General features: G+C 45.6%; 19 protein-coding genes, 2 tRNA genes and 2 pseudogenes. 8 read left to right on the plus strand and 15 right to left on the minus strand.

Annotated elements, in window-relative coordinates; translation table 11 throughout:
- Nucleotides 1–130 precede the first annotated feature (130 nt).
- From H6F66_RS02515 to H6F66_RS02525, 3 genes are all read left to right on the plus strand, one after another.
- On the plus strand, nt 131–1084 hold the full coding sequence (locus H6F66_RS02515) for an asparaginase (protein ID WP_190417897.1): 954 nt from the start codon (nt 131–133) through the stop codon (nt 1082–1084).
- Between the two features lie 49 nt (nt 1085–1133).
- Nucleotides 1134–1207: transfer RNA gene (locus tag H6F66_RS02520), tRNA-Met, on the plus strand.
- A 92-nt stretch (nt 1208–1299) separates the two neighbouring features.
- A complete protein-coding gene (locus tag H6F66_RS02525; protein WP_190417899.1) occupies nt 1300–2799 on the plus strand; it encodes a DUF697 domain-containing protein in 1500 nt (499 codons plus the stop codon).
- 215 nt (nt 2800–3014) lie between these two features.
- Here the strand turns inward: H6F66_RS02525 and H6F66_RS02530 are convergent, their stop codons facing one another.
- The gene (locus tag H6F66_RS02530) at nt 3015–5126 is read right to left on the minus strand and encodes a right-handed parallel beta-helix repeat-containing protein (protein ID WP_190417901.1); all 2112 of its coding nucleotides are present in this window, start codon (nt 5124–5126) and stop codon (nt 3015–3017) included.
- A gap of 88 nt (nt 5127–5214) precedes the next feature.
- Between H6F66_RS02530 and H6F66_RS02535 the strand changes: the two genes are divergently transcribed.
- Nucleotides 5215–6870 carry an NAD(P)/FAD-dependent oxidoreductase gene (locus H6F66_RS02535; RefSeq protein WP_190417903.1) on the plus strand — a complete coding sequence of 552 codons (1656 nt, stop codon included), beginning with the start codon at nt 5215–5217 and terminating at the stop codon, nt 6868–6870.
- Nucleotides 6871–7489: 619 nt separating this feature from the next.
- On the opposite strand, the pseudogene H6F66_RS02540 reads toward H6F66_RS02535, so the two are convergent.
- A pseudogene (locus H6F66_RS02540) lies at nt 7490–7717 on the minus strand (DUF433 domain-containing protein); the annotation flags it as partial.
- Nucleotides 7718–7950: 233 nt separating this feature from the next.
- On the opposite strand from H6F66_RS02540, the gene H6F66_RS02545 reads away from it, so the two are divergent.
- Nucleotides 7951–9306, plus strand: coding sequence for a GTP-binding protein (locus H6F66_RS02545; RefSeq protein ID WP_199294818.1), 1356 nt, complete (start codon nt 7951–7953; stop codon nt 9304–9306).
- Nucleotides 9307–9393: 87 nt separating this feature from the next.
- Here the strand turns inward: H6F66_RS02545 and H6F66_RS02550 are convergent, their stop codons facing one another.
- The 3 genes from H6F66_RS02550 to H6F66_RS02560 form a co-directional block, all read right to left on the minus strand.
- Nucleotides 9394–9672, minus strand: coding sequence for a hypothetical protein (locus H6F66_RS02550; protein WP_242018989.1), 279 nt, complete (start codon nt 9670–9672; stop codon nt 9394–9396).
- A 39-nt stretch (nt 9673–9711) separates the two neighbouring features.
- On the minus strand, nt 9712–10569 hold the full coding sequence (locus H6F66_RS02555) for a TlyA family RNA methyltransferase (protein ID WP_190417906.1): 858 nt from the start codon (nt 10567–10569) through the stop codon (nt 9712–9714).
- A gap of 242 nt (nt 10570–10811) precedes the next feature.
- Entirely contained in the window at nt 10812–11609 is a 798-nt protein-coding gene (locus H6F66_RS02560; protein WP_190417909.1) for a vWA domain-containing protein, read from the minus strand.
- 170 nt (nt 11610–11779) lie between these two features.
- Between H6F66_RS02560 and tnpA the strand changes: the two genes are divergently transcribed.
- Nucleotides 11780–12193 carry an IS200/IS605 family transposase gene (gene tnpA, locus H6F66_RS02565; protein WP_190417911.1) on the plus strand — a complete coding sequence of 138 codons (414 nt, stop codon included), beginning with the start codon at nt 11780–11782 and terminating at the stop codon, nt 12191–12193.
- Nucleotides 12194–12366: 173 nt separating this feature from the next.
- Here tnpA and H6F66_RS02570 read toward each other — a convergent pair whose 3' ends face one another.
- The 8 genes from H6F66_RS02570 to H6F66_RS02605 all read right to left on the minus strand — a co-directional run bounded on the left by H6F66_RS02570 (nt 12367) and on the right by H6F66_RS02605 (nt 18283).
- Nucleotides 12367–13323 (minus strand): HEPN domain-containing protein, encoded by a 957-nt coding sequence (locus H6F66_RS02570; protein WP_190417913.1) that lies wholly within the window; start codon nt 13321–13323, stop codon nt 12367–12369.
- 225 nt (nt 13324–13548) lie between these two features.
- Nucleotides 13549–13692 carry a hypothetical protein gene (locus H6F66_RS02575; protein WP_190417914.1) on the minus strand — a complete coding sequence of 48 codons (144 nt, stop codon included), beginning with the start codon at nt 13690–13692 and terminating at the stop codon, nt 13549–13551.
- 76 nt (nt 13693–13768) lie between these two features.
- The gene (gene tsf, locus H6F66_RS02580) at nt 13769–14431 is read right to left on the minus strand and encodes a translation elongation factor Ts (RefSeq protein ID WP_190417917.1); all 663 of its coding nucleotides are present in this window, start codon (nt 14429–14431) and stop codon (nt 13769–13771) included.
- A gap of 121 nt (nt 14432–14552) precedes the next feature.
- A complete protein-coding gene (locus H6F66_RS02585) occupies nt 14553–15986 on the minus strand; it encodes a hypothetical protein (protein WP_190417919.1) in 1434 nt (477 codons plus the stop codon).
- Nucleotides 15987–16165: 179 nt separating this feature from the next.
- Nucleotides 16166–16600 (minus strand): hypothetical protein, encoded by a 435-nt coding sequence (locus H6F66_RS02590; protein WP_190417920.1) that lies wholly within the window; start codon nt 16598–16600, stop codon nt 16166–16168.
- The gene (gene rplL / locus H6F66_RS02595; RefSeq protein WP_190417922.1) at nt 16600–16983 is read right to left on the minus strand and encodes a 50S ribosomal protein L7/L12; all 384 of its coding nucleotides are present in this window, start codon (nt 16981–16983) and stop codon (nt 16600–16602) included. The genes H6F66_RS02590 and rplL overlap by 1 nt, the downstream gene beginning before the upstream one ends.
- A gap of 69 nt (nt 16984–17052) precedes the next feature.
- Nucleotides 17053–17123: transfer RNA gene (locus tag H6F66_RS02600), tRNA-Ile, on the minus strand.
- Between the two features lie 959 nt (nt 17124–18082).
- Nucleotides 18083–18283, minus strand: a complete 201-nt coding sequence (locus tag H6F66_RS02605) for a hypothetical protein (RefSeq protein WP_190417924.1) — start codon at nt 18281–18283, stop codon at nt 18083–18085.
- Between the two features lie 103 nt (nt 18284–18386).
- On the opposite strand from H6F66_RS02605, the gene H6F66_RS02610 reads away from it, so the two are divergent.
- A complete protein-coding gene (locus tag H6F66_RS02610) occupies nt 18387–18725 on the plus strand; it encodes an SDR family oxidoreductase (protein ID WP_190417925.1) in 339 nt (112 codons plus the stop codon).
- A 332-nt stretch (nt 18726–19057) separates the two neighbouring features.
- Nucleotides 19058–19711, plus strand: coding sequence for a type IV pilin-like G/H family protein (locus H6F66_RS02615; protein ID WP_190447376.1), 654 nt, complete (start codon nt 19058–19060; stop codon nt 19709–19711).
- Nucleotides 19712–20057: 346 nt separating this feature from the next.
- On the opposite strand, the gene H6F66_RS28195 is transcribed toward H6F66_RS02615, so the two are convergent.
- Together H6F66_RS28195 and H6F66_RS02625 are read right to left on the minus strand one after the other, a co-directional pair.
- Nucleotides 20058–20240: an ATP-grasp domain-containing protein gene (locus H6F66_RS28195; protein ID WP_190417939.1), complete on the minus strand. Its 183-nt coding sequence runs from the start codon at nt 20238–20240 to the stop codon at nt 20058–20060.
- A 43-nt stretch (nt 20241–20283) separates the two neighbouring features.
- Nucleotides 20284–20484, minus strand: a pseudogene (locus H6F66_RS02625) (IS701 family transposase); the annotation flags it as partial.

A 20484-nucleotide genomic window follows, 5' to 3' on the forward strand; every position in this document is an offset into this window, starting at 1 on the left:
AAGATTTGTCAAGTTGAAACGTTGCAGGAGGTTCTAACAACTTTCCCAGTTCCAACCCCAACTAACAAATCACTACTGACAATGAACAAATGACTACTGACAATCGACAAAAAATGTTAAAGTCTTACCCATGACAAGGGGAAAAAGAACTCAAGCCGCAGAACTGGAAGTCCGGTTGCTGCGCGAAGGCATTATCGAATCAACACACCGCGCCCAAGCAGTTGTATGCGACAACCGGGGGCGCGTACTATCGGTTGCGGGTAGCGCAGAAACAGCCGCTTTTGTCCGTTCCGCACTCAAGCCATTTCAGGCACTAGCAGTCACCACCACTGGTACCCTGGAACGCTACAACCTGACGGATCGAGACTTAGCGATTATCTGTAGTTCTCACAAGGGGAGTACCCAGCAGGTAAGGCAAGCGTTTAATATCCTTTGGCGCAGCGATGTCGATCCTTCGGCACTCCAGTGTCCAATTCCACCAGGCAAGAAGAGTCCTCTGGAATACAATTGTTCCGGGAAACACGCGGGGATGCTCGCGGTTTGTCAGGCAAGAAATTGGCCTTTGAATACCTATTTGCAGCGCAATCACCCAGTTCAGCAGCTAATTTTAGGCAAAGTTGCCGAGTTGCTGCGAATGCCTGCGGCAGAGTTTATTAGCGCCCACGATGATTGTGGCGCTCCTACCTACTTCATGCAACTGGGGCAAATGGCTACCTTGTTTGCTCAGCTTGCCTCTGGTAACAATTTGGATATGGAGCGCATCGTCCGCGCTATGACTCATCACCCGACTCTGGTGGCAGGAGAAGGGGAATTTGATACAGAACTGATGCGCTTAACCGAAGGGGAAATCGTCAGCAAAGGCGGTGCTGAAGGGATTGAGTGCATTGGTAGAGAAGGCGTTGGCATGGGGCTGGCAATTAAGGTGATGGATGGTGCCGGACGAGCTAAATATGCCGTTGCCATTCACTTACTCAAGCAGATGGGCTGGATTACTCCCACCGTGGCGGAAACTCTATCTGAACACTTTATGAGCCTGGGCAAATTCAAGCGTTTAGAGGTAGTTGGAGAATTATCTTTGCTTTAGTTGTCACATTCGTGAATTTAGTGTTATATTAAATAAGTGAACGCGGCAACGCGGGATAGAGCAGCCTGGTAGCTCGTCGGGCTCATAACCCGAAGGTCAGTGGTTCAAATCCACTTCCCGCCACTTACTAGTAAAACAAACCCTGTAATCGGAAACGGTTGCAGGGTTTTGTTTTATGCTGGTAAACAAGTATTCAGAATTACATTTAACTGTTTATGGCTGTCAACTTGCGGCGACCCGTTTTGGTGGGGGGAGTAGGCTTATCATTATCGCTGTGGATGTTGCAGAGTCTGCATCATTCGGTATTACATCTCGGTGAGTTGGGGATTTTGGGCGCTTTAGCAGTCGGTACTGGTTTCTGGTGGTTCGGAAGGACAGCTAAAGAAACTAAGCTGCCAGAGATGGGTAAGATAGACAGGGAAACGGTGGAAAGTGCGATCGCGCAAGCACAAGCTGTTATTACTCAATTAGAGACAGAAGCAGAAGGTCGCGTTACCAATGCTAAACTCCGAGAACAAGTTGGGCAACTCCTAGCCGAAATAGATCGCCAAGAGATACACCTGGCTGTTACTGGCGGGAAGGCGGTAGGGAAAACTACCTTAATTCAAGTTTTAAAGTCAAACTGGGTTCCTCAACAGCAGCAAAAACTGGATTTGCAGGAGACACCAGCTTTATTTACTGCGACTGATCTAACGATTCAGCCTTCTTCCCTTAAAGGGAAGGTGTCAGATTCCCCTCCGCTGTTAGGGGAGGGATTGGAGGAGAGGTCAGATTTAGTGCTATTTGTCACAAATGGCGATTTGACAGACCCAGAGTATCAAATATTAAAGCAGCTGGTGAGAGCAAATCATCGCCCGGTCTTGGTTTTTAACAAGCAAGACCAATATTTGCCAGAAGAGGGCGCTACTGTGTTGCAACAGTTGCGGCAACGGATGCTATCAATGATGATGGCAGAAGATGTAGTAGCGATCGCTGCTTCTCCTAGTCCGATAAAAGTGCGTCAGCATTCCTCTGATGGTTCGGTGCAAGAATGGATGGAAACTCCAGCCCCAGACATGAGTGTGCTGACTGGTCGCTTGAGTGAGATTTTAGCCCAAGAAAGTCAACAGTTGGTGTGGACAACTACCTTCCGGACAGCTGGTGCGTTGAAAGCAGAGGCGAAAACAGCCTTAAATGAGGTAAGACGCGATCGCGCCTTACCCCTAATTGAACAATTCCAGTGGATAGCAGCTGCTACAGCTTTTGCAAACCCCGTACCAGCCCTAGACTTGTTGGCAACTGCTGCGATTAATGCCCAAATGGTGATAGATTTGGGCGCTATGTATCAGCAGAAATTCTCCCTTCAGCAAGCGCAGACAGTGGCGGGAACAATGGGTAGCTTAATGCTTAAACTTGGTTTGGTAGAACTTTCTACTCAAACCATCGGCGGTATTCTCAAAGGAAATGCTATTACTTTTGTCGCTGGAGGTGCAGTTCAGGGCGTCAGCGCCGCCTATCTAACTCGGTTGGCAGGGATGTGCTTGATTGAATACTTCCAAGCGCAGGAAGCCAGTATAACCGCTGAGGGGCATCCTTTTAATATTGACCAATTAAAAGAGACCCTGCAAAGAGTTTTCCAGCAAAATCAACGTACGGCTTTCTTGCAGTCTTTCGTGAAACAAGCGGTAGGGCGGATTTTGCCGGAGTCACAGCAAGGCGCGATCGCGGGAAGTTAGAAAACGCCGACAGACTGAATGCAGCTACACAATTAAAGCCCGCACAAGCGGGCTTTAATTATTACCTTGATTCACCGATGTGCTGATTCTTAGAAAGCCCCCCTTTTTAAGGGGGTTGAAGGGATCAAACGCTAGTTGTAGCATTAGATAGCTCGTTGCCCCCGCGCTTACGGTATTATTTTGGGAAAGTTGCAAACCACGTTTCATTCTTAATCCTACGGAAAGCCACAAGTTCCACGCGGTACTTTGGGGAAGTCTAATGGTGCAGGATTCTCAGTAACAGTGCCAGTATTTGTTGCCAGTGTATCCTCAACTTGGAATGTAGAACCGCCAACATTGTTATTGGCTAAATTATAATCCTCACCGTTGGTACTCGGTGTGCTTTTATTATTATCAAGTTGCAAGCAAACCGAAGAGTTACTATAAGTTTGCGCGTCAAATTCGCCGCCTCCAAAAGCGCCTACAATATTATTGTTTGTCAGGGTATTTAATCGGACACTTGTGGAAATTTGGGCGTTTTCATCGGCGTTGATGGTAATTCCGTTAAATTGACTCCCGCTAATAGTATTAGACTCGACTAACAGGAGAGTTTGAGAATTGCCTAAAGCATCTATTTGAATACCTCTAAACATACTTTCGGAAATTTGATTATTAGAAATGGTAGCTGTGGTTACGGTATCATCACCAGCTACAATCTTAATTCCTGTGAAACCAAAACCGCTAATGTCGCGGGTAATGATATTTGAATCTATGACTAACTCGGATTGAGTATTGGCAGTGTTGATACTAATGCCATTACCATCAATATTAGAAAAGTTGTTGTTGGAAATAGTAACTTTGCCAGTAGGATTATCTAATCGGATGCCGTCAGTTGCTGTGTTAGCGATCGCATTCTCTCGAATCGTCGGATTGCTGATGTTATTTCCAGTGATGCCAGCGCCGTTGGGGTTTGCGATCGCAAACCCAGAAATGGTGTTATTATTCCCTAAAGTCACACCTCCTGTAACTATAGGCTGTACCCCAGCACCAGAAAGCGGTAATACTACACCATTAATATTTTGCACAGGGGCAGTTGACAATACCGCTACATTATTTGGGAGAGTGAAGGCGGGAATTTCAGTTAAATTTTTACCAGGTTGCACATAAATAATATTGTCAGACTTAACTACATTCAGCGCATCTTGTAGCGTACCAAATGGAAGCTCAAAAGTGCCATTTCCTACTTGTGCATCTAAGTTAACGTGCTGGAAGAAATATGGCTCATTAGTGTTGGGATTAGTTGCCAAAACTGTGAAGCGATCGCGTATCGTCTCAGACTCAAATTGTTCATCAACAACAATATTAACTTGACGCGCTACCGACTCCCCCATTCTTGCTAATGTTTGATTTCTGCTACCTCTGGGGCGACTTCCGGGAAAATTTGCCGCTACACTCAACACAACATTAGTGCCAAAAGTTGCGTCATCTTGAACCGACAAACCCAACCTTAAACTATCAGTTGGACGTACTTCTAAGCGGGTGCGCCAGCCGAGAATTTCATCGCTACCATTCGCATCGTAATAATACAGCCCAGCATATCCTCTGATGTCACCAGAATCGCCCAGACTCGCTATTTTTGCCCCCGCCTCAAAATCAAATCCCGCCATTGCTGCTTCCAAACGGCGGTTAATTTGGCGCGAAGTCTCCCCTACAAAGCTTAAAAAATTTCCGGTAAAAAAAGGCGCAGAAACCGACAAACCCGTATCAGAAACATTTTCTTCCACTACTTGACGGGTATCGCCAACAGGAATATAGGCGTTAATTCGGAAATCCCAGTTTTCACCTAAACTTTCAAAACCCGTACCGATTTGGTTAAAAACAGCATTCCCGGTGTTGCGGTTGTCGTAGGAAACGTAACCGCCAAAGATTCTATTATCAGACGAGCTGTAAAATCGGTGTCCCAATAATACATTGCCGCCGAGTGTAGAATTATTTGTTGACCAAAGCAACCGTCCTTCCAAAAATGTTAGGTTGCTTCCCGCATTTTGCAGCAATGGAACAAAACCCTCGAAGCTGGTAAACGCATCAAAGCCAGCACCCGATGTGCTGTAACCAACTCCAAAACGGGGACTGAAACTCACATCTTCGGAAATTCTTGCTTCGTTGCTGTCCCCCTGGGGGATCGATTCGTCGGCTAATATCCCAAGTCCGTTAAAAGGGGCTGACTCGGAGGGAGTAGTTTGGGCTACCCCAGTTGATGTAAGCATTCCAACTAACAGCAAACTTAAGGAAAGCGAATAACCACTAAAGGGGGCGTACCTTAAAAGCGATCGCTTTGAGATTCCCATCGAGAACTTCCTCACTTCGTCTCTTGCACATGACAATACATCTTCCTGAGGATATATTGTTAAAGCACTTTGCCACACTTGACAAAAAATGGCTAGGTCTATTCTGCTGGAAACCCTGCATCGGGCTTACAAAATCGCTCAAACTTCCCTCAACAGTGGAATTCCCACCGCTGAAGTCCGCGATATGTTCGCCGAAAAAATATCTCGCCGCCGCCTGCTTTATGGAGGTTTAGCAGCAGCTTCAGCACTGGGTACAGCAGCATTGGGACGCGATCGCGATTCCGTTGCAGTAGCTAGTGGTTCTAAAGTGTTAATTGTAGGTGCAGGAATTGCAGGTTTAATCGCTGGCTACCGCTTGTCTCAAGCTGGCGTTCCTGTCGATATCGTCGAGGCGAACAACCGCATCGGCGGACGAATGCGGAGTTTATCCAACGCCTCCGGAACCGCTACCACCGTAGAACTCGGCGGAGAATTTATTGACTCCGGTCATACTTTCATGCGCCGTCTTGTCAGCGAACTCGGCTTAACCGCGATTAACCTGAAACCTAGCGATCGCGGGTTAGTAGAAGAAACTTGGTATTTTCAAGGAACAAAATATACTCTCACCGATGTTGCTAATTTTTTCGTACCTTTGGCGCAGAAAATATCTCAGGATTTAGCAGCAATTGGCGATGGAGTCACCTACAAATCATACAATCAGGTGGGGCTTAATTTAGACCGTACCTCAATCGCTCAATATTTAGACTCTGCACCAATTAGCCCAATTTTGCGGCAAATGATTCGGTTAGCTTACACCACAGAATATGGGAGAGAACCAGAAGAACAATCTTGTTTGAATTTATTGTTTTTCTTTTATGAGCCTTTGCCAAAAGATTTTAGCGTCTACGGGTTCAGTGATGAACGTTTTCATGTCGTCGGAGGTAACGAACAAGTCCCCCAAAGACTCGCGGCGAGATTATCACCTTTTATCCAATTAGGGACAGCCTTAGATGCAATTCGCACCCTTCCTGATGGTCGCTACCAAGTAAGTTTACGATCGGGAGCAAGCGCTTTGGAGCGCATTTATGAACGAGTTTTATTAACGTTGCCTTTTAGTGTCCTGCGACAAATTCCCCTAGCTGTTGATTTACCGCCTGCGAAAAAGTTAGCGATCGCTCAATTAGGCTATGGCACTAATTCTAAATTAATCACAGCCTACCAGGAAAGAATCTGGCGCGTTCGCTATAATTCAACCGCAGCCGTATTTACAGATTTAGGATTTCAATCAAGCTGGGAAGCAACTCGTTACGCCCCTGGTACTAGCGGTTTCATAACTAACTATACAGGCGGACGCAACGGTGCAGCTTTAGGGAGTGGAACTCCGGAAACTCAAGCTCAAATATTATTACCGCAATTAGAGCGAATTTTTCCCGGAATTACTGCTAAGCGACAAAGCGAAGCAATTCGAGCCTATTGGCCTGGAGAACGTTTTAATCGCGGTTCTTATTCCTGTTGGTTAGTCGGGCAATATAGTACAATTGCTGGTGCAGAAAGAGAGCGTGTAGGCAATCTATTTTTTGCTGGCGAACATTGCTCTTTGGCGGCGCAAGGTTACATGGAAGGTGGCTGTGCAACTGGTGAAGTTGTTGCTTGGAGAATTATGCAAGATTTAGGTTTGACAGCTAGTGCAGCGGCACAGAAAGCCAGAATAGATGATACTCTCAGAACTCGTCGCCGTGTTAATCGGAGACTGGCAATACCTTAAGAAAAAGTGTCCGACGGCTAAAGTCGCGGCTAAACAAAGCCTGCCTTTGCAGGCTAATTCTCGTTACTAGGCTGAGCCTGGTAACGAGGTTTGGGAGGCTCGGCCTCCAGATTATTTAAAATAGTGCAAGATATGAATAATACGTAAAAAATATTATGCTAAAACTTGGGCGCGTAACAACAATTCTATCATTGTTATTACTTTCTTTTTTCACTGCATCTCGGTTGGCTGGACAATCACCGACTGATTCATTAGCTTGCTATATGCAAACTGCTGATGGCCGAACTGTGAATTTAGGGGATTTGTGCAAACAAAATACCCCTTCAATTAATCCACCAAAACTAAGTGCAGTTGATGCAGAAGCTGCCAGAATGCCTATTAGTAGTGTGAAATATGATGGTAATTTGCTAGAGGGACGAATTACTAATCAAACTGGCAATACAGTGCAAAATATCAAAGTCAATTATGAAGTACGCGATCGCAAAGGCAATCTAATAGATAATGGCTTTATCTTGGCTCAACCGGCAACTGTTCCCCCCGGTGTTTCCGCCTCATTTAGTGGGGTAACGGCGAAGGGTACAAAGGTACAACCTACTTTTGTGGAGTGGAGTAAGTAACCTGCTGAAACTAGAGGCAATTCCGTTTCTTCAACATGCCACGCAGCATAAGCCAAAGCCTCACGCAAGTCTTCCGCTTCCAGATAGGGATATGCCTTCAAAATATCCTCAGTAGAATAACCAGATGCCATCAATCCGATTACCGTACCAACTGTCACCCGCAAACCCCGAATGCAAGGTTTTCCCCCCATTACTTCGGGATTAAGCGTTATTCTAGTTAGTTGTTTCATGCCTGTTTTATGTTTAGATATTTTACCGCTATGTTAATAGTACGATCGCTACTTGCACTTGATCTGTAGAAATGCGACCTTGATTGTATACTTTCCCAATCAAGAGCGATCGCATCCGAACTGTAATTAAACGAAAATGGATCTGTAGCCTCTGGTTCTATGTAGCCTTGAATCCTCAATCGTCCCAAACTAATGCAGCTGCTGAGCGTCAGACAAAGCCAGCACGTACCAACCTGCAAGAAACTCACATCAACCGCGCTCGTGCTAGTTTACGACAAGCGCTATCCTGGTATTCTTCCAAAACACGGGTAAAACCCCATTCTCCGACAGCCGCTTTACAAACTGAGCTAGAAGTTTTGACGAATAGTTTAGAAAAGCTAGACTCTAGCGTTATTCACATTGCTGCTTTTGGTTTAGTTAGTCGCGGTAAGTCGGCAGTTTTAAACGCCTTGATGGGACAAAAGATTTTACAAACAGGCCCCCTCAATGGCGTGACTCAGTGGCCTCGGTCGGTGCGGTGGACACCTACCACTAATAGTAAAGTGCAGGTGGAGTTAATTGATACGCCTGGATTGGATGAAATTCAGGGACAAGCACGCGCAGAAATGGCGCGGGGTGTAGCGCGTCAAGCTGACTTAATTTTGTTTGTAGTTTCTGGTGACATCACGCGAACTGAATATCAGGCGCTTTGCGAATTGCGCCAAACTCAGAAACCGTTAATTTTGGTGTTTAACAAGATTGATTTATATCCTGAGATAGACCGAAAAACAATTTATCGCAATTTGCAACAACTGGGTGCTGGTAGCTTGGAGACGCAATTAACCAGGCCTCTAGAAGAAGATGAAATTGTGATGGTGGCGGCGGAACCTGCACCGCTTTCAGTGCGCGTTGAATGGCCTGATAGTCGTGTAACTTATGAATGGGAAACGCCGCCGCCACAAGTAGACGAGTTGAAGCAGAAGATTTTGAATATTTTAAATCGGGAAGGGCGATCGCTTTTAGCTCTCAATGCTTTAGTTCAAGCAAGAGTTGCTGAGGCGAATATTGCCGAAAAAACTGTAGCAGCGCTTGACGCTGATGCAGAAAAGCTGATTTGGAGTTTCGTCCGATACAAGGCTCTCGCCGTAGCCCTTAATCCGATTGCTATTTTGGACGTTTTAGGAGGAACGGTGGCGGATTTGGCTCTCATTCGCTCTCTAGCGAGGTTGTACGGTCTTCCCATGACTGGATATGAGGCTGGTAAGCTTCTGAAAACAATTCTATTGAGTTCTGGTGGCTTGCTGCTGGGTGAACTCGGTACAAGTATCGTTTTTGGGTTGGGGAAGAGTGCTGCTGCTGTCGCTAGTGGTGAGAATGCAACTAATATTACTGCTTATGGCTCCGCCGCGATCGCGCAAGCTGGTATCGCCGGATACGGAGCTTACGCGGTCGGTCGTGCGGCGCAGGCTTATCTAGAACAAGGCTGCACCTGGGGACAACTGGGAGCTAATACTGTGATTCAAGAGATTCTTAGCCAAGTGGAACCAAATACAATTCTCTATCGCTTGCGCCAGGAATTACAGCAAAACCTGGGAATGCCAAACGACTAAGATTGTGGCTATAGATTCATGTCGCGAAGCAAAACAAAGCCTGCCAACGCAAAGGCTAGTTTGATCAGAATTTAGAAACAAGCGTTGCTACTGAGAAGGGTCGGTAGTTTCCTGGGGAACACCAATTTCAGCTTCCGCACGGCTTAACATCGAATCGTGCAAGTGTTCCTTATGTTGACGGTACTGCGCCATCAATTCTCGCGCCTGTTCCTGGGTGTGGGCGTTTTCGGGTTCCGCCGCTTCCGCACGACTTAACATCGAATCATGCAAGTGTTCTTTGTGTTGACGGTGCTGTGCCATCAATCCCCGTGCTTGTTCTTCGGTACTCATGCGATCGCCCTCTGAATGCTTCTGTCTTAATTTCACCTGAAGCTAGAGAAACAGTAACAAAGATGACAGAAAAATTTACGATTTTAAATTATTCCGAAAGTGCGATGCAGCAGCTTGAGTAATTTGTTTAATCTCCTCTAAGCTCAGCTTAGCCCCCTCTGGATTAACGGGGGTGGAGTCTATATCTGGTGTAGCGTTCATTCCTAACCACAACAAATACTCGATATTCCCAGCCGGGCCAGTTATTGGCGACCAAATTAAGCCGCGGTAATTCCATCCTAATTGTTGGGCTGTTTGCAATACCTGAAAAATCGCATTTGCCTGATCGTCAGTATCTCGCACTACCCCTTTTTTACCAACACGTTCGCGCCCGACTTCAAACTGCGGTTTCACTAGCAACACCGCTTCTCTGGGAGGCTGTGTTAATTTCCACAAAGCATCAAGAATTTTGGTTAGCGAAATAAACGAAACATCCACAACTGTTAAATCTGCTGGCTGTTCATCACCGTACAATTCCTCTGGGGTGAGATAGCGCAGATTAGTCCGTTCTTTCAACACTACCCGCGCATCGTTGCGTAATTTCCAGTCAGCTTGTCCGTAACCAACATCAATCCCGTAAACTTTTTTTGCCCCAGCTTGCAGCAAACAATCGGTGAATCCGCCAGTAGAAATGCCGCCATCTAAGCAAATCCGATCTTGTACGGAAATGCCAAAGTCTTCTAAAGCATGGACAAGTTTTTCCCCGCCTCTAGAAACAAAACGCGATCGCTCTTTAATTTTAATTTGCGCCTCGGTTTCTACCTCAGTTCCCGGCTTATCAATGACTTGCTGATTTACCATTACTTCCCCAGCCCGTATTAGCCGTTGTGCTAACTGCCGGGAGGCGCATAAATCAAGTTCTACTAATAAGGTGTCAAGTCGTTGTTTCGCCATTAATTATATATATTAAGGATTGCTTGCGTGCAAGTTAAGAGAGCAAAGCGATCGCAATCAGAAAAGGAACTCCGCTGGTTAGTTATTACACACTATTTAAAGGATAGCTACTTAATCGCTTACCTCCCAGCTTCTTCGCTCCTTCCTCCCACGTTCGCTGCTTAGATCGAGTCGAAGCCACGGATACTTATCCTCTCGTACACAGTATGTATGCTCTAAAGGTTAGGGCACGCAAGCATTACCTAGACAATTAATGCATCCAAAAAGCCACGCTTTCCAAGTCGTGCGATCGCAGATGCAACTTGCAGTCTTGGACAAGCGAGAGTTTCAGCAGTAGCGCTGATATCTAGAGAACCAAGACGCTGTACCGTATCTAATACTTTACCGTCAAATTCCAAGTTACGGAATTCGCTAGTTAGCATAGCTACCATCTGACTGATAACATCTTTAGCATCGCGTACAGAGGCACATTGTCCACTCGTGCCAGTTGCGATCGCGGTAAACGACTGCAACGTAGCGCGATCGCTTCCCATGCACAGCGCATGAACCGTTACCCGCTGATTTTCCGCCGCCGCCGTCACCGACTGCACCGTTAGACCATTAGGATATCGCGCCGGATCGGTATGCGTGAAGCCGTTGCTATCTCGATCTGCATGGAAACCATGTGGCGGCGCATCACCCACCAGCAAGATGAAACGACAACTGTTGCGTCTCCACTTCATCTGGTTAGCCGCATCCTGAACGCCATCATAAACGGCTTCCGGATGATCTCCACCACCGTTTGCTTCTAGTTTGTTGATATTTTTCTGCATCTCCTGCAACTTTGCCGTCAGCGGATAGACGCGAGTTACAAAAGTCGTATCTTGTGGAGGGTGATCGCGGTATTCTACTAAACCGACTTGCAAATCGATATCACTATCAGCGGACAACAGGCGAATTGTATCCAACAATTGTTGTTTTGCTTCTTGGATGAAACCACCCATACTGCCAGTTGTATCAATTACAAAGCAAACATCAACATGATTGAGAGCTTTTGTCATAATTATTCTTACCTTTCTTAATTGAAAAATATCTGGCGAATGGAATTCGCGGCTACACATACGAAGAATACCTGGCGAATAGAATTCGCGGCTACACAAACGAAGTCCGCCTGCGCGGACTAAGTGCGATAATCGTGATTGAAAAATTTGCCCATTTAGGTTGAGAAGAGATGAGGTCGAATTTCACGCAGTTGTATCTCCATTGTGTTTGGGCTACTTGGGATAGATTGCCTCTAATTACACCTGATATCCAGAAGGTAATTTATGCAGCTATCATTAGGCAGTGCGAACAACTCGGATGCACGGCGATCGCTGTTGGCGGTATTGAAGATCATGTCCATCTTTTAACTGGTTTTCCCTCTACTCTGGCTGTAGCTGATTTAGTTAAACAAGTTAAAGGTAGTTCTTGTCATCTAATTACTCACGAAATTAAACCTGGTGAATTCTTTAAATGGCAAGGCAGCTACGGGGCTTTTACTGTGAGCCATGATGCTATCGATAAAGTGGCTGATTACATCCGAAACCAGGCGATTCACCACCGACAGAAATCAACTATTTCTACTTGGGAATTGACTCCAAAATAATTTATTTTGGTCTGGGTGGTTGAAACCGCAGCTACACAGGCTAAACCCGACGAAAGCGGGTTTCAAAATTTTCAGTTTTCCGATAGTCCGCGCAGGCGGACTTCGTTTGTGTAGCCGCGAATTACATTCGCCAGGGTTTTCTGGTGAGATAGTTATCAAATAGGTAAGAAAAGTTATTGGTTAGGCGGAACGAATAAATCGTGCTTGAGAATACGGGAATAGATTTGCCTAATGATGTCTTCTATCTCCTGGCTTTTGCGATCTAAGTCGGCATCAGATGCTCCCTCATGTAAAATTTTGCTACGAATGTTATAAGCTTCGTCAATCATAGAAACAGCATCTGGATTTTCAGGAAGATGCTCCTTCACAAGGCGTTTGATGGCTTGAGAAATCGATTCGCGCTCTAGCTCCCGAATCCGACCTTGGACTGACGCTCTAATATTGTCAGGAATAGAGGCTGTGTTGCTTAACTGTTCGACGAAACTGCCAATTAAATCCTGAAGTTCTCGGTTGGGGTAACGATTGCGTTTAGCTAGCGGTTCGAGAGAAGAGACAAGCCCAACAAATCGGGAACGCTCTGTCGTTTCCAACCTTGCTGATGCAAACAACTCCATAGATACCAAGAGTTGTCGGTCAACCTCAAGGTCAGCCGAAAATATTTCGTTAATACGCTCCACCATACTACTGCTGCTCATGACTACTCTGAAACTTACACTCATCATGAACCCCGAGCCGCCTCTGCCCTGTTGGGTTCGATCAAAGACCATACAAGGCAATGGAGTGTGATAATCCAGCAGGAGTGGATGCTTCCTTGAAATCGCTGCCCAGAGAAGAGCTAGTGAGAGCTTTAAACCCTTCTGTTCAGCTTCACCCGCAGTTGCAAATCCCTCTACGTAGACATCCAGCTTTTTGGCAGTTTTTCTCCTCCCCCTAAACTGGCTCTCGTCCTTTTCCTCGTTTAACGGCACTATGCGGACAATGGACTCCTTATCGTTAAGCAGCAGGGAAGCCTCTCCATCGAAGCCAGACTCATCTGTTTCACCCAAGACAATTCCAACTTTTGCTCCGTAGGGACGACGGTTTGGACTATCAGAAATTATTTTTCTGGGGTCAGGCTTGCTTCTGCTCATTGAATGACAGTAATTAAAATATGAAGTTGTTGCCTAGCCATTGATCTAGACAACAACCTATAGCCTAGCAAACGAGTTTGTTATTGTTAGACCGCACCTTACGACAACTGAGGTACCTCTATCCCACATCCCTTACTGGCAGCGTTGTCTCCAGAATCTCCATCAACAACTCTAAGCGCGATCGCTTTCCAAGTAAGTTATGTCCACCTAACAACTTTCAGCCCCTCAATTTCCATTTTTTGAATCCCCATTCACCATTCCGAGCGATCGCAATTTAGGTTTCTTCTCCAGCAAGACAAATCGAGTTGCCTGGGCGGTTGAAACCGCAGCTACACAGGCTAAACCCGCCTTCGCGGGTTTCAGTTTCAATATTCTCAATTTTCCGAGAGTCCGCGAAGGCGGACTTCGTTTGTGTAGCCGCGAATTCTATTCGCTAGGGCTTATTTTATTCCCTGCCGACCATTTGTGCAGCGACTTCTTCGGCAAAGTTGCTTTCTGGCTTTTCAATGCCTTCACTTAACTCAAAGCGGACAAAGCGACGCACTTGGATATTTTCGCCGAGTTGGGCGACGCTTTGCTTAACCAGTTCTTCCACTACGATACTTTGGTCGCGGATATAAGGCTGATCCATCAAAGACATTTCTTTCAGGCGCTTTTCAATTCGTCCCCGAACAATTTTTTCTTTGATATTTGCTGGTTTGTTAGCTAAGTCATCCCGCCCCATTTCGATTTGTGTTTCTTTCTCGACAATTTCAGCCGGAATATCTGCTACCTTTACATACTCCACATTCGGACAAGCCGCAATTTGCATGGCGATGTTCCGAACAAAGGTTTGAAATACTTCACTGCGACTTACAAAATCAGTTTCGCAGTTCACTTCTACTAGCACCCCAACTTTACCGCCAGTATGAATGTAGCTGTCAATAATTCCTTCTGCCGAAATGCGACGACTTCCGCCGCATGTGCGACTCATACTTTTTTGGCGCAACCATGCGATCGCTTTGGTCATATCGCCATTGGTTTCATTCAGTGCCCTTTTACAGTCCATCATGCCTGCACCTGTTTTCACGCGCAGTTCGTGGACGGTTTTTGCAGTTATTGCCACCATGTTTTATTCCTGTGTGACTAATAGTTTTGTTGATCTCTCCCCAACGCCTCTCCTGTAAGGAAAGGGGCTTTTTTCTTCCCCTTTCTTACAGGTGAGGTTTTCGCGCTATTATGGAGCCTATTTAGTTATCAACTCGCACTGGTAATGGTGTCTCCAGAATTTCCATCAGCAACTCAAGGCGAGATGGGCGAGACAGCAATGGCACCAGATTTGGTAGTGAGTAGTAATCACCTGCAAAGGTGAATGTTTCCAGCGGTACTTGAGATTGCTGCAACTGTCTTTCTAAATAGTTGCTGTGATTGCCGACTTTGACGATAATTACATTCGGCACAACCTTCAATTCTTCGCAGTAGCGAGGATATACTGTGTTGAAGTAAGGGGCGTTGTTTTCGCCTTCATCGGTAACGATGATGATTTGTTCTGCCGACTGTTTATTTTGCCGCATCTTTTCCAGCGATGCGCCGATGCTAGTGCAACCATCCGGAAACAACTTTTGGAAAGCTTTCTCCCAATCTGATAGCGCCTTACCTTGTGCTTTTACTTCAACGGCTTTGGTGTCGAAGGCATATACAAACAAATTGCCTTCGCTGATGCCAGAAATTAAGGCAGCAATTTGCTTACCGACTTCCAGCGCCTCAGTCATGCTACTGCTTTTGTCTACAAACAAGGCGGTAGACTTGGTAATCTTACCCCGCTTTTTTACCTGTTCGTTGACAACTTGCTCTAGCTGCGCCACAGTTGCATCATCGACATTCGCAACACCTGCTGCTTTCATTGCCTTGAATGCAGAGACGCGATCGCTTGTTGCAGCTTCGGTTAGTTTCGTATCGATCAACGCCTTCACCTCAGAGTTTTCCATCGCACCCCGCGCTTGCAGTGACTTGAGGTTGTTAATTACCTCTTGCGGTGACATGGCGTTAACCAACGCGATTAGCACTTCTGGCGTTACTTCCTTCACTGCACCAATGGCAACAGTATAGGGAATTTTGTGTTCTGCAATTAGTTGTGCTTGTGCTTCTGGTGTTTCTGATGCAGCAAGTTGCTTGAGTGCAAACGCAAGACTATCTTCAGGCGGTGCATCGAGAAATAGTATGGCGTTAGCGCGATCGCTAGGGCGGATGTGCAAACTTGCATACAGATGCTTCATCGCCTTGCGTCCCCGCACCGCTGCGCGATCGAAGAATGCAGCATTCTTCTCTCGTTCCTGCAAATAACGCCGCACCGCAGTCCGCGCCGAACGTGGTAACTTTTGCTGATGTTGCTTCATAAAGTCTAAAATTCGCGCCACCTGATAAGGCGGAAACTCTTGTAGCATCATGAAACCCGCACCCCGATGTTCGTTCAAGCTGCTGGTAAGCAAATTACCGACAAAAACTTCCTTGTGGTCGCGCACATCACCCTGGCGCTGATACCATGCAGCCAAGTGTCCGTAAAAGATGGGGTCAAGTTCGACCATCATTTTATGTACTTCTGCTACCTTACCCAATTCCCGGTGTGGTGTAGTCAGCAGACTGTTGAGCATTTCTAAACGCAAGTCGCGTTCTAGTGTATTCATTGCAACTACCTCCATTGCATCTTGAAGTGTTAAGGAGGCAGATGTCGCACGCAAGTAATTTGGTGCCGCGCAAGTCGAGAAAGCTGTTTTTTTACCTTAAAAGGGTATGTAAGCTTTTTCTGTTGGGGCGCGGCGACAACTGCCATTATAATTTGCCAAGCAAGAGACTGTCATCCCTGCTAATCTAAAGGTTTCAAATTGGGTTCGATCCAGCTTATTCGAGCTTGCCAAGACATTAAGCGATCGCGACTGTAGTATTGCAAGGGAAAAGACTTGTCTCCATAATTTTTGATACACTCGTTCGCAATATCTAGGAGGGAGAAATCTTGCCTTGCAATCGGCAGATATCTACCGATTATCCGAATCCAAAATAGAGTGATGGTTTCGTGATAGCCGCTGTCGTTGCTGGTTTGGATGCCACTCACTTTGTTGTAGTGCTGGATGCGATCGCGGATGCAATTCGTCGCTTCTGCCTCCGAGTAACGAGTGAGATACCATAGTGCAACCGTTAAGTGTGCATGATGATTCCACTCGTCTCGTGGCAATGTGCAATTCTCGAATGCTGCGATTAGACTTTCTATTTCACCGACTGTCTGGGATTTCACAACCGCCATTACTTGAGAGATACTTTCGCACCTGCTGCTTCTAGCTGTTGCTTGATGTCGTTGGCGTCGTCGAGAGCGATCGCTTCTTTCACCACTTTCGGCGCTGAATCAACAAAATCTTTTGCTGACTTCAGATCCAAATTAGTCAAAGTCCGTACAACTTTGAGGATTGCAATCTTCTTATCAGCAGGAACTTCCTCCAGAACTACATCAAACTCAGTTTGTACTGGTAGGTTTTCAGACTTGTCTTCTTTCTCCTCAGTAATAACTGTCCACTGGCGAGGAGAAGCATCTACTCTAAAAGTATTTTCAATTTGCGTAACCAGTTCAGCAGTCTCAATTAGCGTTAATGATTTCAACTGCTCTAAAATATCAAGTGTTTTTACAGACATTGTTATACTCCTCCTCATAGTTAGAAATCAAATATTGACACTACGCGCAAGTTGATAAAGCTGTTTGTTCATACGCAGGAGTTGAACCTGCATAATCTTGATTATCAGTCAAGCGCCTGTACCAATTCGGCTAGTATGTAAGCTTTATCGATTAGGGCGCGTAGTGGAAATTCGGACAATTAGAAATAATCAGTGTCCCGCACAAGTTTAAAAAGCTATTCACTGGAGAGTTACCGTTACTCTACACTGCCAAAGAATGGTAGCGGTAGGAATCGTTGGCGTAGCCTGCGCGTAAGCGCATACCTACATTTCCCGCTTATCAGGCGGATGTGTGTATGCTTCTCAGGTTAGAGCGCGGAACACAAAATTTAAAGCTGAGTATCTATAAAAGACACTATTTAGTTGGCAATCTGTTTTTGAAAAAATTGTCACCTCGCACAAGTTCAGAAAGCTACTTCGGGAGTTGAACCCGACTTATCGATTAAGAGTCGATCCCTCTACCACAGAGTTAGTATGTAAGCTTTCTCAGTTAGGGTGCGAAGTGGATATTTTTCTCTGCATTTGTGGGGAAATATGAGAGGCTACACGCAAGTCTAAGAAGCTTTTTTTACACCTCTCCAAAAGGCGGAGAGGGTAGGAATCGAACCTACAATTCGGTTTCCCGAACGTTACCAGTTTGTATGCTTCAAAAGTCGGGGCGCGTGCCATCGATACCCAAGATTTGTAATTTTTAATCCCGCACAAGTTAGCAAAGCTGTTTTCACTTTGGCGCTCTATCCATTGAGCTACAGATGCATTAAAAGCATCTGGTGGGAATCGAACCCACTACCTCCCCGGTCGTAGCGGTAATGTGTGTATGCTTTACAAATTAGGGCGCGGGAAAAGGTTTTAAAAAGTTGCTCCATGCAAGTCGAAAAAGCTATTTCACATCTGCCGTTCTTACCAGGGTTACACCTGGCAGTGGACGCGCAAGCTTCATCTAACGTGAGACTTAGAATGCTTCGCTAGCCGGTCGCCCGAACATCGCTACCTTAGGGCCGTTATGGTTACGAAAAGAGTCTATGCTTCTTCTATCAGGACACGGAGTGAAAGTTTTTATCTAGCCATATACAGCTTCTGGACGGATGATTAGATCGCCGCTGGGACGACGCTCAATAACGTATGTTTCTAAGCGATCGCGTCTAACATCAAAATGCTGTGCGAGGCGTTCCTTAACGGCTTTGTCGTTCATTCCAGCCGTCACACCCAGTTGATTTTCTGCGATGTCGTAGGAACGACCTTCAAAACGAATGTGAACCATTTTAAACACCTCCTTAAAAGCTGGTTGGCAAAGCGTATTAAACAGGTTTGATTTGTTTGCCTTAATCTATATACTACAATTGTAATACATTATTGTCAAGGGGATGGAAAAAATTATTTTTTTCATACTGAAAGCAAGCCATACCCTTTGGTATCGACGTAAGCGATCGCATCCTTGGAACGCTAACAGCAAAACTCGTATTGGCGTATATGCAAAGCAGAAGTATAGGTTGGGTTTCCTTGCGCGAACTCAAGCTATGACGATGAGCGATCGCACTACAACCGCCCAAGCAACTCATCATACTCTGCTAAAGCTTCAGCCTGCACTCAACCCCCAGGATATTGCCGATACAGCTACCTTCCTAGCCAGCGATCGCGCCCGCTTCATCTCAGGTGAAGTAGTGGATGTGGCTCTGGATTACAACGCACTCTATACAGCTTAGTATGAAACGCTCTTAGAATTCTCAGAATGGGAACGGCGTGATGCTGAGCTATCAGTTGCTACCCCTACCAGTATGCTCAATGCTATTTTTGTCGAACGATCTTGAACTTTAGGAAAAATCATGTGAAACTTAGCAAAGACAAGTCATTAAAAGATTGCAGGCGACTGAACCGTGAGCTTCAGCCGCAAAACTAACCGAGTGGTGAAGCGCAACAACAAATAAGGAGGCTATTTCTGGTAGTTAACCTAAAAGTCAAGTATTTCCAATATTTTCGTAACCAAGCTTCTAATCAAGGCTTCAGCCGGGTTGGTTTTTTGATTCTCCTATTATTTGTGTGCAGTATAGTACCGCCTGCTTGGCTTATTTATGTAGAACATGACATTCAAAGTCAAGAGACAGAAGGAAAACAATATATTCGCTCGCTGAACAACGCGCAACGAGCCTACCATCTAGAAACCGCAAATTTTACAGATTGCTTTGAGAGTCTAGGTTTAGAAACTGAATCAGATACAAAAAACTATAGCTACATAATTGCTATAGGAACTCCCCTAGGAAAGAATCGATACCAATTTATGTTACCCGATTCACCTAAAAAATCATGTCAGATTCCTAAGGAGAAATTAACAACACCATACCCATCCCACCCTTCTGTAGTTATGCACACAGCAATACCTAAAAATCCTAAACTTAAAACCTATGTGGGATTAGCATTTGAAGCGAACACCACCTATGGCACAAACAGTAATGCCATCGTATTTGTCTGTGAAAATTACACAAGTTCAGTGCTTTGGGTAAGTAAGGAACCCTCTGTTCCACCCCCTAGCATATTGCTGATGCCCCCTAAAATTGTTGTAGATTGTAGCGGTAACACTGTACCGATTTCTGCTCCCAGCAGTATTATTTCCTCTCCCGATGGTTTCCAAAAAGTTAAGCCAGAAGTTAAACAACATCTCTGGTTTTTTGGCTTACGTTTACCTTGGGTTTGAGAAGAAACATATCCATGCCATTGCCAGACTTAATCATAAGATAACTACTAACACTCTTATAGGAATCCTATCTGCCGCTAACCTACCTGGTTCCCCTGTATCAGCTTGAATACCTTGTGAAATGTACCTCAGCACCAGCCTATTGAGACTGATGTTTTGCTGTTTAGCTATCTCCTCACTGAAATTGTTGATGATTCAGCGAGTTGCTGAAGCTTACAATCTGGCTATTAGCGTGAAAATAAAGGTTTTCAAAGTGAATCTTCTTGCGCTCCGCTGCCTAACTTATTCACTGATTTCCTGACTGCTCATCGTACAAATACCGCGATCTTTGCAGCCTGACTATAGGTTATGCAGCAACAACAGCGTACCGCAGAACTTCTAAAACTTCAATGGGATCGCAACCATACAAACCTGCTCCCCAGGCTGCATTTTGCTCAACAACTGCCCATCCTCTTCCTTGAATCACACCCACATCAATTACTGTTGCCTGAAGAATCTCTACCCGTTCATCTGGTAGTAGAGTTTCGATGAACTCCCGAAGCTCACACTCTTCCTCTTCAGTATGTCAGGAGTTACGCAGTTGGTACAAGAGTCAGCCAAGGAGCCGCTAAGTAGGAACGCACCGCCTCCCGAACAATACTGGCTTTGGACTCATACCAACTAATGCCAGTATTAAACCAATGCATCTCCAGGCGTAGAAACGCTCGAATCGCCAAACCAATGTGATTGCGTTGAGCACGAGAAGAACGCACTTGGGCTTTTTCAACCCCACA

The organism is Trichocoleus sp. FACHB-6 (genome assembly GCF_014695815.1).
GTDB lineage: Bacteria > Cyanobacteriota > Cyanobacteriia > Cyanobacteriales > FACHB-T130 > Funiculus > Funiculus sociatus.